We start from the raw sequence: 11,118 nt of genomic DNA, 5'->3' as shown, positions 1-11,118 counted from the left end.
GCTAATGGAGGTCAACGTAAGACGTATAGGGCAGCAAATTCGCAATTTTGAACGTGCGCTGTCTTCATATCCGAATAAAGAACCGTTCTCAAGGTTTTTAACACAGTTTTTTAAAGATAACAAGCAGATGGGGTCATCCGATAGACGGATGACTTCCAGGCTTTGCTATAACTTTTTCAGATTAGGTAAAGCAGCGTCACAACTTTCGGTTACAGATCGGGTTGTGCTTGCTGAATTTCTGTGTGAGACAGAGAGTACGGTCGTTTCTTATTACAAACCTGACTGGACTTCACGATTAGGAGATTCTGTTTCCGATAAGATCGATTTTTTGGTTAGCCAGGATTTGATAAACCGCTCAGACCTATTTCCTTTACAACAACATTTGTCAGCTCCTATTGATACAGAGCTGTTCCTGCAAAGTCAACTGATACAACCGGATCTGTTTATCCGATTGAAAAGAGGATCAGAAGCTAAAGTAAAGCATATCCTTACAGAAGCAGGAGTTGCATTTGAGAATGTTCGTCCACAGACATTAGCCTTACGTAACGGAACAAATCTGCAGCAGTTGAAAGGATTATCCGGACTTTATGAAGTACAGGATCTGTCTTCCCAAAAGACGATTGATCTGATAGAAGCAAAAGATGGTGAAAGCTGGTGGGACGCCTGTGCCGCATCGGGAGGAAAGGCTCTTCTTTTTCTGGATAAATATCCATCCGTAAAATTACTGGTGTCTGATATCCGTATGAGTATACTCCGTAATCTGGATGAGCGTTTTGATTTGGCCGGAATCAAAAATTACCGTAAAAAGGTTATTGATCTTACACATGATCCGTTAACGATACTAAATAAAGAGTTGTTTGATGGCATCATTCTGGATGCGCCCTGTTCCGGTTCTGGTACATGGGGAAGAACGCCGGAGATGATATCGCAGTTTAAGGAATCCACTATCGCTAATTTCTCCGTACTGCAACGTCAGATTGCGAAGAATGTATTACGTCACCTCAAAACGGGTAAAACCTTGTTATATATCACCTGTTCTGTTTTTAAAGAAGAGAATGAGGACGTCGTTAACTTTATCTGTGAACATCTGGGCTGTGAGCTCGAGGAAATGGTTACATTGAAGGGGTACGAACAGCAGGCCGACACCATGTTTGCGGCCCGGTTACGTAAAAAGTAACTTATTCTGCTTTTCCCGGAATCACCATGACCGGACATAATGATTTGCGTATTACACCTTCAGATACACTTCCTGAAATAAAATGATCAAATCCTGTACGGCCATTTGAGCCCATTATAATCAGATCAGCAGCCCATTCCTGTGCTACAGAGAGGATTTCCTGTTTGACAGAGCCCACCTTGTTGAACACAAAAACTTCATTCGCTTCTTCAAATTCCCGGCTTATTCTTTCCAGAAATTCCTGAGCTGATTTTTCCTGTATCTCCGTAACTTCAGGTACAATAATCGGTTGTTGTCCCAAAAGCGGATCTGCGCCATAGCTCGCTGGTGTCGCGGGTGGAACTACTGTAACTAAAGCAATAGAAGTTTTTAATAATTTAGTAACTTCTTTTGCATACTCAATAGCTTTTAATGAGCAAGGACTATCGTCGATCGCTACAAGAACACGTTGGAATTTTGGATGTACTGTAGTCATAATATTTCGTTTTAAAGGATTATCTTCGTAGGAATAAAACATATGAAATAAGCATTTTGTTTCATATCTATATAATTTGTTTTTAGCAATGAACAAACATAGATATACGGTATCAAGATAACTGTATGTTTAGTACTGTTCTACAGACTATTGATATTATGGCTTTTGGAATCTGTAATCTTTCTATTGTACCTTTGAGGGCAGAAGCTGCACATCGCAGTGAAATGGTATCACAATTATTGTTTGGAGAATGCTTTGAGGTTCTGGAAGAAACCGCAGACTGGGCATATATAAAAACAGACCTCGATAGTTATGAGGGCTGGTTACAGTTGGGACAGTTTGCCTATGTCTCAATAGAGGAGTACAGCTCACATTATTCTTCAAAACGTCTGTTGGTGGGACTATCAGGGGCTTATGCTGTTTCAGGCTTTGTACGCATACAATTAGTCCATGGTACTTACGTGTATACCGGTCAGGATAATACAATGAAAATCGGTGCTGTGAACTATAATATTGAAGGTGATGTATTTGAACCGGATACGAATTCCTTCGGGACAGAAATAGCCGCAATATCCCGTGCATACGAAGCCGTTCCGTATCTGTGGGGAGGGCGTTCAAAGGCTGGTATAGATTGCTCCGGGTTCTCGCAATTAATGTACAAACATTTTAATCTGCAATTGCCCAGAGATGCATATCAACAGGCTGAGCAGGGGACTATTGTAGATTTTCTTCCTGAAATAAAAGCCGGAGATCTGGCCTATTTTGATAATGCAGAAGGGCGAATTACTCATGTCGGTATTATGTTGGATAGTGAACGTATTATTCATGCCTCTGCCAAAATAAGAATTGATAAGATGGATTCTGAAGGGATTTTTAATAAGGACTGGAATAAATACACGCACAGGCTGCGCATTGTAAAACGATATATATAACATTATTATCATTAAAATCAGTGATAAANNTTTATCACTGATTTTAATGATAAAATATTTAGTACAATAAATAATCAGGAATTTTTATTTAAAAATTACATCATTTGACTGGAATGAATTTTAAAATTATAGTGCCTTTTCTTCTTACAGGTATTTGCTTTTTAGCAGGGTGCCAATCTAACAGTAATATTAAGAATGCAAGTCAATCGGATACGGCTGTTGCCTTAAAAGCAGATTCAATAGCTAAAAAGGATACGATAGCAACTGCAGTAGATGACTGCATCTTCGACAATGATATGGAACGATTGACAAAGGATGCCGTCTTGGAATTTGATCCTGCTCTCAAAGGTAGCTGGGATACCACTGCTCATCAGCTTACTGTCAACCTGCGTAATGGCGACCGTCTGCAACTGATGATTGGAGGTTGCGATCATTTTATATATGATGCTTATCTGGAAACAGATATTCCATTTGAAAATACATCCGAATTGCTTCAAAAAATGGTCTGGATTACCTCTTCCTTTTTCGGAAAAGGTTATGGCGAAGATTATCAGCGAATAGTAGATAACAAGCAGTACAAACTGAGCAGAACGGAAATAGATGACAATAAGGATACTGTGCATTACTATGAGATTACCGCACCTTCTCCGGAAGTGGATAACATGATCAGAGAAGGCTTTTATTTATATGATAAAGGCCGTAAAGGTGCAGCAATACGTGTTTCGTTTTATATGAATTAAGAACTTTCTTACAAAAGTTTTGAGTATTTTTGAAGTATGGATAACCTGGATGATCAAATTTTAAGATTGAAAAAACAATTCAAGCATTTAGGTCTGGATCAGAATATATCTTTTCTCCTGACGGGTTTATATCTGTTTCCTCTACCTGAAAACAAAAGAGAGTATCGTATTAGCATGGTTGATTCTCCTGCGATTTCTCTGGCCGTATCAGCTATAAACTGTTATACCAAAGACGATCTGGAAGGAGCACATGGCTACTATACAAAAGGGATTGAGGATTTTGCAGAACAGCCTTTTTTTCATGCTTGCCGCAGCTTGTTGAATTCCCTGATGGGAGACGATGAGGGTGCTTTTTATGATTATCAGGTGGCTAAAAAACTTGATTTCAATTATTATTCCTTTTTTGAGTGGCTGGAGCAACGTGAATTCGAACACGAACATCTTGATAATAATGATCAGCTGAGCGAACTGAATCTACTGGTCAAGCAGGAACCTTCTAAAGTCAATCATTTGATCAACAGAGCGCTGGAGAAAGTATATTCATTCTTGTATTGGGGAGCTTTGGACGACTATACACTTGCTATTTCCTTACAACCTGAACTTGCTGAATTATATGTATATCGGGGAGCATTGCAGACCCGGCTTTTGCGCTATGACGATGCTTTATTCGATTTTGACAAGGCAATTTTATTAGCACCGGATAATTTTCAGGCGTATATATATCGGGCTAAATTATTTGTAGCAATTGGAATGAGTGAACTGGCTTTAGAAGATTTCAGGTATGCGGAAAATCTGCAGCAGAATAATGCTGTTGTTTTTGAAGAGCGGGCAACCCTGTATGAGAAGACTGGAAATCTGCAATTAGCTAAACTGGATTATGACCGATGGATCAGTCTCACAGAGGAAGATTTTTATCCCTATACCTTACGTGCAGAGCTGCTGGAGAAAATGGAAGATTGGGTAGGGGCTTTGCAGGATTATGATCATGCTATACGTCTCAATCCGCATTATTCTGATCTGTACCAATATCGGGCTTCCGTGAAAGAAAAGCTGGGAGATGAAGAAGGAGCACGTATAGATCTCAGGAAATTTGAAGAATTAGAGCAGGAAGGTTAATCGAACTTCCACTATAAAAAATCCTTGCTGTATTCTCAAGCAAGGATTTTTTTGTATCAGCACCATTTGGCTAATAATAGCATTAAAATAATTCGTTCTTTTGTGGACTGCGGATATCCAGATCAAAGGCATCATTCAGTTTTTTGATAAAATGATTGGCGAGAAGGGGAGATTCCACTTCAATATTTTGATGAATAAAGAAATACAACTTCTCTAATCCTGCTGACCGCCACTTTTTGATTACCTCTATCCATTCATCCAGTCTGCTGTAATCACTGCTGTGATTGGCTCCTACATATCGGATAAATGCTGTAGGTGTGGTCATGCGCATATGCAACATATCTCTTCTCCCTGCAGTATCGACCAATACATTGGATACCTGATATTGCTGTAAAGTCTTGTAAAGTTTCTCCCGCACTTCTGGATCTGAAAACCATTCCGCATTACGTACCTCGACAGCCAGAGGAATGCCCTTCGGAAATTCACGGACAAAATCTTCCAGACGCTGAAAATCTTTCGGTTTGAAATTATCAATCATCTGCAGGAAAACCATGCCCAGTTTTTCTTCAAACAGTGCAACAGCATCTGTAAAGGCGGTTACTTTCTCACTGGTGTTAAGCAATCTGCTGTAATGACTGATGGATTGCGGAATTTTTGGAAAGAATTTAAAATCTGCAGGAGTTTTTTCTTTCCATGTCTCCACCTGTTCTTTTGAAGGAGAATTGTAAAAAGTAGCATTAAGCTCAATGCTGTTAAATTGAGTAGAATAGTACGCTAATTCGTCTTTTGTACCACGTGGATAGAAACCTTTCAGATCTGTTTTATTCCATTTTGCACAACCTATATACACTTCAAATGGCTTGCTGTTATCTCCCTTACTCAGTACTTCCAGTGTTTCAGGAGGAGTAGAAGGAAGAGAAAAATCTATATCTTCCGGATTATTTACCTGACCAAATTTCATATGCTATACTGTTTTATTATTAATCTTTTTATCAAATAACAGATGTGCTGCCAATGCTAATGCGGTAAAAAAAGTACCAACGACTACCACACCTGTCCATTGCTGATATTTCCAGGCCTGTGCAGCCAGATAGGTGCCAGTTGATCCGCCTATAAAATAGGTGACCATATATACCGTATTCAGTCTGTTATTTGCTCCGAGATTGAGTGCAAAATAGCTGGACTGATTCATGATATGCATCGATTGCAGACCTAAATCTACCAAAATAATTCCAATGATCAATCCCACATAGGTATAGCCGCCAAAGTAAAAGACAATCCAGCTTACAATCATCATAATAATTGCGTACAGAATAATCTGAAAAGAAGTAAATCTTCCTGTAAATCGGCCTACAAAGGCAGCACCCAAAGCTCCGGCAGCTCCCACAAGGCCAAACGAACCTACCACCGCAGGACCATCGTGGAAAGGAGCTCCTTCCATATGAAAAACAAGTGTAGTCCAGAATGCGTTGAATCCCGCAAATCCCATTGCTCCTCTGAATGCCGCTAATCTTAATACGGGCTGTGTCCGTGTCAACCGGACTAATGACTTCATCAGGTCCTTATAGGAGCCGGTAAAAGATGGGCTGTTTCCCGGAAGTTTAACAGCGATCAGTATACCTAATACGACCATACAGCCTGCAGCAGCCCAGTACATTTCCCGCCATCCGAAATAATCCCCTATAATGCCGCTGACAACTCGGGATAGTAAAATCCCGATCAGCAGACCACTCATGACCATTCCTATAGCCGAACTTCTTTTATCAGGACTGGCCAGCTCTGCTGCCATGGGAACAAAAATCTGAGGTACTACAGATGTAAAACCTACCATAAAGCTCAACGGAAACAACCAGTCAACAGATTTAGTCATCGCCATTCCGATAAGCGAGGCAATAATAAATATAAAATCAATCAGGATAAGATTACGACGTCTGACCATATCCCCCAAAGGAACAATAAACAGAAGTCCGCAAGCATAGCCGATTTGCGTCAACATAGCGATATTGCTGATCCTGGCTTCTGACACCTCAAAATCTTTCGCCATCAGAGCGAGTAAAGGTTGATTATAATAATTATTTGCGACTACCAGTCCACTTCCTATAGCCATGAGCCATAGGAGAGAAGGAGTAAGTTGGGATTTTGTATTAATACTCATGTTTTTGTTTTTCAATTCTGTTTTTCAGGTGCCGGACGGCAAATCAGCAAAAGCTGACGTTTGAGCTGATAAAATTACTATTTAAAATGTCCAATTAAAGTAAAGTTAGAATATCAATAGGTGAAGTTTTAAGATTAAATAAGAAAGCCTCCCCGGATCAGGAAGGCTCTCATAAATTTTTACTTGAAGGATCAGGACTTAGAATTTACCTGATACATGGTAGCTATTCTCTCCCATCAGTTTAATGTGCTGTTTTTTAGCTATTACATAAGCTGAATCTACTGTGTAAGTCAGATTTTCTTCCGTGCTATATAAGATATTGTTCGTGATCTTTTCAATCTGAATAGCTTTCACTTCACCCTGATGATTTTCTCTTATAATAATCTTCTGGACAGAGAGGCCTGGTTGTAAAGCAGTATAGATAATATCACAATCTCTGTTTTCTACTTTATACAATCCTACATTCGCCCTTTTATTGATATCTGAAGAGGTAAAGGCTGAAAGTTCATTCTCCCAATTCTTAATTTTTACGGATTTACTTTCCTCTTCATCATCCTTAGCAACCGTCTTGGATATGAGCGGATTCTCTTTTTGTAACCTTGAGGTTTCGGAACGAAAAAAACTATCCAGTGAAAAGTAATACTGGTCACTTCCGCTATTTGTTTTAGAAGCAGGCTGACTACAGCTCGTTAAGCATAAAGCACCGCATCCTATCACCATCAGTACTTTATATACAAGATTATTCATTTCTATGCTGTACGATTAACTAACCAGTATATCACCTGACATTTCTACCGGAATCTCTACACCTAATATTTTCAATACAGTAGGGGCGATGTCTCCAAGCTTGCCATCCTTTACATGTTTGTAATCCTGATCAATCAGTATACAAGGTACAAGGTTGGTGGTATGTGCTGTATTGACAGATCCATCCTCATTGATCATAAATTCCGAATTACCATGATCTGCAATTATAATGAAAGAATATCCCAGTGTAAGCCCCTTTTCTACCACTTGTTTAGTACAGGAGTCCACTGTCTCCACAGCTTTTACTACAGCCTCGAATACTCCGGTGTGACCGACCATATCCGGATTAGCAAAGTTGAGACAGATAAAATCAGGATGTTGTGTTTCCATATCATTTACGATAGCATCCGTAATTCCCTGAGCACTCATTTCAGGTTGTAAATCATAAGTCGCTACCTTTGGCGAAGGAATCAGCAAACGGTGTTCTCCGTTAAATTCTTTCTCACGACCTCCGGAGAAAAAGAAAGTAACATGGGGATACTTTTCTGTTTCAGCAATACGGGTTTGTGTTTTGTTATTTTTCTCCAATACTTCTCCCAATGTTGCAGTTAGATTATCTTTTTGGAAAACTACTTTAACATTTTTGAATGTATCGTCATACGATGTCATCGTTACATAATAAAGATCCAGTGCATGCATGTTATATTCCGGAAAATCCTTTTGCGTAAGTGCAATGGTAATTTCACGGCCACGGTCTGTTCTGAAATTGTAGCATATGACAACATCGCCCGGCTTGATCACAGCTTTTGGTGTACCATCAGCATTGGTGATCACGATAGGCTTTACAAACTCATCCGTTATCTGGTTGTCATATGATTGCTGAATAGCTTCGATAATATTATGGGGAGCTGTGCCTGTACCATTGACCAGCAGGTCATATGTCTCCTTTACACGTTCCCATCTGTTATCTCTGTCCATTGCATAATAGCGACCTATAGCTGAAGCCAGAGTACCTGTAGAATGTATTAAATAATCCTGCAGATCTTTAACATAGCCTATACCGGAATTTGGATCTGTATCACGGCCGTCTAAAAAGGCGTGTACAAAAACCTGGTCACTGGTTAACCCGGCGTGTTGGGCTGCATCACACAATCCTTTCAGATGTTTGGTATGTGCATGTACACCACCATCAGATAAAAGACCAATAAAATGTACATTTTTACTATTCTCCTTCGCATATTTAAATGCGTCCTGAATAACGGTATGGGTATTAAAAACTCCTTCACGGACAGCTTTGTGTATACGGCCCAATTCCTGGTAAACCACACGTCCTGCACCCAGATTCATGTGTCCTACTTCAGAATTACCCATCTGTCCTTCCGGCAGTCCGACAGCCTCTCCTGAAGCTTCTAATTTAGCATTAGGGTATGTCTTTAATAAATAATCTAAATATGGGGTATTTGCGGCTATTACCGCATTTGAATCATCTTGTTTGCCATATCCCAGTCCGTCCAGGATTAATAGCGCTACTTTTTTTGTACTCACATACAAATATAACTTATTATATGTCTTTTTTTTAATGTAATTCATGTTTTTTGAATTTGAAATGTTAATATTGGCAAACTTTAAATTAATGGCATACTTTTGGTGCACAACAAATTGAGAAAAGTGTCTTTGGGTTAAATTGATATTTAATTACTTAATTATTAATATTTTTCCGTTAAATATAAGCGTGTAATGAAGAAATGGATTATAATGGCGACAATAGTTCTTTCATTCCTGAGCAGTTTTGCCAGAGGGTGGGGACAGGATATTGCGGAGGATATTTTAAGTAGTCTCCGGGCCGGTAATTCCAAGGATCTGGCCAGGAATTTTGCCAGTACAGTGAGCGTTGCCGTGAAACAGGAAGACGGTGTTTATTCCAAATTTCAGGCCGAATTGATATTAAATGAGTTCTTCCGACAAAATAAGCCTTCTTCTGCACGGATTATGCAAAAAATGAATTCCAATTCTTCAAATGCATATTATGTATTTTCGTTAAAGACTCAACGGGAGCAATACCGGGTCTTCACTAAATTAATCGAAAATAACGATGTCCTTTATATATCAGAGATACGGTTTGAGCCTGTTCCTGTAAAATAGATTTGTTAATTTCTTTTAGAATTTAATTTATTTCCTCATCTTCGTGCTACCTTATCGTGCGTTATTATAATATGGATAAAGAATTTGTCGAAAAGTTAGCTGTTTTTGTTAGGGAATCCTTACAAGAGGATGTTGGCGATGGTGACCATACTACATTATCAACCATTCCCGCTGGACAGCAGGGAGAAGCCAAATTGTTGGTCAAGGAAGATGGAATTCTGGCTGGTGTGGAAGTTGCCCGTAAACTTATTGAAATAGCAGATCCTGCCTTAAAGATCAAAACATTATTAACAGACGGGAGTGCTGTCAAGGTAGGAGATATCGCATTTTATCTGCAGGGAGACATACATAGTATCCTTAAAGTTGAGCGACTTGTGTTGAATGTGATGCAGCGGATGAGTGGAATCGCTACCCGCACACACGAGTATGTTTCGTTACTGGAAGGGACAAAAACAAAAGTTTTAGATACCCGTAAGACGACTCCTTTGTTGCGTTTCCTTGAAAAAGAGGCAGTGAAGATCGGTGGTGGTGTAAATCACCGTTTCGGATTATACGATATGATTCTGATCAAGGATAATCATGTTGATTATGCAGGAGGTATTACCAAAGCACTTACTTCTGCGGAAAGTTACCGCCAGCAATTAGGAAAAGAAATACAGATAGAAATAGAAGTACGCAATCTTAAGGAACTGGATGAAGTACTGACATTCGGATCCGTTGATCGCGTAATGTTGGATAATTTTACACCGCAACAGGTAAAAGAAGCTGTAGATATTATTCACGGCAGATTGGTTACGGAAGCTTCAGGTGGAATTACTATTGATACGATACGTGCATATGCAGAAGCAGGGGTAGATTATATTTCTGTAGGAGCTTTGACCCATTCCGTGAAAAGTCTTGACCTAAGTCTTAAAGCTAAACTTATTTAATTATATTAGGACTATCTATTAAAAGAAAGTAATGATTTCAATTTACCTGTTAGGTATCGTAATATTGGCATATTTGTTTGGCTCCATACCTACAGCTGTATGGTTGGGACAGGCATTTTATGGTGTGGATGTGAGAGAATATGGGAGTGGGAATGCCGGAGCGACCAATACCTTTCGTGTATTGGGACCAAAAGCAGGTAGCGCTGTCATGTTTATAGATATTCTAAAAGGATGGACAGCCACGAATCTGCCACATTTATTGGATCCTACTATTGTAGGCATGCCGGAAGCCCCTCAATTTGTTAACTTTCAACTGGCTTTAGGGGTAATTGCTGTATTGGGACATTTGTTTCCTATTTTTGCGGGTTTCAGAGGTGGTAAAGGTGTAGCCACTTTATTTGGAATGGTACTGGCCATTCATTTACCAGCAGCTTTATGTTGTGTAAGTGTATTTATTCTTACTTTACTGATTACACATTATGTATCGTTGAGTTCTATACTTGCCGGTTTTACCTTTCCTTTTAGCATTGCTTTTATTTTTCATACGTCAGTTCCTTCCGTTTTATTGTATGGAATAGCTATTTGTGCACTTATTCTGATTACCCATCAGAAAAATATTGAACGACTTCTCAAAGGACATGAATCCAAGATTTATTTGTTTAAGAAAAAAAATAAGACTTGATTTTAGGCACAAGAATTGAGAAG

12 protein-coding genes are annotated in these 11,118 nt (G+C 39.2%); 7 read left to right on the top strand and 5 right to left on the bottom strand.

Annotation, left to right across the window (positions count from 1 at the left end; translation table 11 throughout):
* Nucleotides 1–4: 4 nt before the first annotated feature.
* Nucleotides 5–1,177 carry an RsmB/NOP family class I SAM-dependent RNA methyltransferase gene (locus B4B65_RS18755; RefSeq protein WP_293917845.1) on the top strand — a complete coding sequence of 391 codons (1,173 nt, stop codon included), beginning with the start codon at nucleotides 5–7 and terminating at the stop codon, nucleotides 1,175–1,177.
* A gap of 1 nt (nucleotide 1,178) precedes the next feature.
* On the opposite strand, the gene B4B65_RS18750 is transcribed toward B4B65_RS18755, so the two are convergent.
* Nucleotides 1,179–1,652, bottom strand: coding sequence for a universal stress protein (locus B4B65_RS18750; protein ID WP_201678546.1), 474 nt, complete (start codon nucleotides 1,650–1,652; stop codon nucleotides 1,179–1,181).
* Between the two features lie 125 nt (nucleotides 1,653–1,777).
* Between B4B65_RS18750 and B4B65_RS18745 the strand changes: the two genes are divergently transcribed.
* The 3 genes from B4B65_RS18745 to B4B65_RS18735 all read left to right on the top strand — a co-directional run bounded on the left by B4B65_RS18745 (nucleotide 1,778) and on the right by B4B65_RS18735 (nucleotide 4,440).
* Entirely contained in the window at nucleotides 1,778–2,584 is an 807-nt protein-coding gene (locus tag B4B65_RS18745) for a C40 family peptidase (protein WP_293917843.1), read from the top strand.
* Nucleotides 2,585–2,697: 113 nt separating this feature from the next.
* The gene (locus B4B65_RS18740; protein WP_293917841.1) at nucleotides 2,698–3,324 is read left to right on the top strand and encodes a hypothetical protein; all 627 of its coding nucleotides are present in this window, start codon (nucleotides 2,698–2,700) and stop codon (nucleotides 3,322–3,324) included.
* Nucleotides 3,325–3,360: 36 nt separating this feature from the next.
* On the top strand, nucleotides 3,361–4,440 hold the full coding sequence (locus B4B65_RS18735; protein ID WP_293917839.1) for a tetratricopeptide repeat protein: 1,080 nt from the start codon (nucleotides 3,361–3,363) through the stop codon (nucleotides 4,438–4,440).
* An 82-nt stretch (nucleotides 4,441–4,522) separates the two neighbouring features.
* Here the strand turns inward: B4B65_RS18735 and B4B65_RS18730 are convergent, their stop codons facing one another.
* The 4 genes from B4B65_RS18730 to gpmI all read right to left on the bottom strand — a co-directional run bounded on the left by B4B65_RS18730 (nucleotide 4,523) and on the right by gpmI (nucleotide 8,932).
* Complete coding sequence (locus B4B65_RS18730) at nucleotides 4,523–5,401, bottom strand: DUF72 domain-containing protein (RefSeq protein WP_293917837.1); 879 nt, start codon at nucleotides 5,399–5,401, stop codon at nucleotides 4,523–4,525.
* Between the two features lie 3 nt (nucleotides 5,402–5,404).
* Complete coding sequence (locus tag B4B65_RS18725; RefSeq protein WP_293917835.1) at nucleotides 5,405–6,595, bottom strand: MFS transporter; 1,191 nt, start codon at nucleotides 6,593–6,595, stop codon at nucleotides 5,405–5,407.
* A gap of 198 nt (nucleotides 6,596–6,793) precedes the next feature.
* A complete protein-coding gene (locus B4B65_RS18720; protein WP_293917833.1) occupies nucleotides 6,794–7,342 on the bottom strand; it encodes a hypothetical protein in 549 nt (182 codons plus the stop codon).
* Between the two features lie 15 nt (nucleotides 7,343–7,357).
* A complete protein-coding gene (gene gpmI, locus B4B65_RS18715; RefSeq protein ID WP_293917831.1) occupies nucleotides 7,358–8,932 on the bottom strand; it encodes a 2,3-bisphosphoglycerate-independent phosphoglycerate mutase in 1,575 nt (524 codons plus the stop codon).
* A 147-nt stretch (nucleotides 8,933–9,079) separates the two neighbouring features.
* On the opposite strand from gpmI, the gene B4B65_RS18710 reads away from it, so the two are divergent.
* From B4B65_RS18710 to plsY, 3 genes are all read left to right on the top strand, one after another.
* Nucleotides 9,080–9,484: a DUF4783 domain-containing protein gene (locus B4B65_RS18710; protein WP_201678552.1), complete on the top strand. Its 405-nt coding sequence runs from the start codon at nucleotides 9,080–9,082 to the stop codon at nucleotides 9,482–9,484.
* A gap of 71 nt (nucleotides 9,485–9,555) precedes the next feature.
* Entirely contained in the window at nucleotides 9,556–10,413 is an 858-nt protein-coding gene (nadC, locus tag B4B65_RS18705; protein ID WP_293917829.1) for a carboxylating nicotinate-nucleotide diphosphorylase, read from the top strand.
* A gap of 31 nt (nucleotides 10,414–10,444) precedes the next feature.
* Nucleotides 10,445–11,095: a glycerol-3-phosphate 1-O-acyltransferase PlsY gene (gene plsY, locus B4B65_RS18700; protein ID WP_003004220.1), complete on the top strand. Its 651-nt coding sequence runs from the start codon at nucleotides 10,445–10,447 to the stop codon at nucleotides 11,093–11,095.
* The last annotated feature ends 23 nt before the right edge of the window (nucleotides 11,096–11,118 follow it).

The sequence above is a fragment of the Sphingobacterium sp. UBA5789 genome (genome assembly GCF_002418355.1).
In the GTDB taxonomy this organism is placed as follows: Bacteria; Bacteroidota; Bacteroidia; order Sphingobacteriales; family Sphingobacteriaceae; genus Sphingobacterium.
The sequence above is the reverse complement of the archived record's forward strand: the minus strand, read 5'-3'. Positions and strand labels throughout refer to the sequence as shown.

Bases quoted from the DNA above. Each gene is read 5' to 3' on its own strand.
- B4B65_RS18745 (WP_293917843.1), top strand. From the start codon at position 1,778: ATGTTTAGTACTGTTCTACAGACTATTGATATTATGGCTTTTGGAATC.
- B4B65_RS18725 (WP_293917835.1), bottom strand. From the start codon at position 6,595: ATGAGTATTAATACAAAATCCCAACTTACTCCTTCTCTCCTATGGCTC.
- gpmI (WP_293917831.1), bottom strand. From the start codon at position 8,932: ATGAATTACATTAAAAAAAAGACATATAATAAGTTATATTTGTATGTG.
- B4B65_RS18750 (WP_201678546.1), bottom strand. From the start codon at position 1,652: ATGACTACAGTACATCCAAAATTCCAACGTGTTCTTGTAGCGATCGAC.
- B4B65_RS18755 (WP_293917845.1), top strand. From the start codon at position 5: ATGGAGGTCAACGTAAGACGTATAGGGCAGCAAATTCGCAATTTTGAA.
- B4B65_RS18730 (WP_293917837.1), bottom strand. From the start codon at position 5,401: ATGAAATTTGGTCAGGTAAATAATCCGGAAGATATAGATTTTTCTCTT.
- nadC (WP_293917829.1), top strand. From the start codon at position 9,556: ATGGATAAAGAATTTGTCGAAAAGTTAGCTGTTTTTGTTAGGGAATCC.
- B4B65_RS18710 (WP_201678552.1), top strand. From the start codon at position 9,080: ATGAAGAAATGGATTATAATGGCGACAATAGTTCTTTCATTCCTGAGC.
- plsY (WP_003004220.1), top strand. From the start codon at position 10,445: ATGATTTCAATTTACCTGTTAGGTATCGTAATATTGGCATATTTGTTT.
- B4B65_RS18735 (WP_293917839.1), top strand. From the start codon at position 3,361: ATGGATAACCTGGATGATCAAATTTTAAGATTGAAAAAACAATTCAAG.
- B4B65_RS18720 (WP_293917833.1), bottom strand. From the start codon at position 7,342: ATGAATAATCTTGTATATAAAGTACTGATGGTGATAGGATGCGGTGCT.
- B4B65_RS18740 (WP_293917841.1), top strand. From the start codon at position 2,698: ATGAATTTTAAAATTATAGTGCCTTTTCTTCTTACAGGTATTTGCTTT.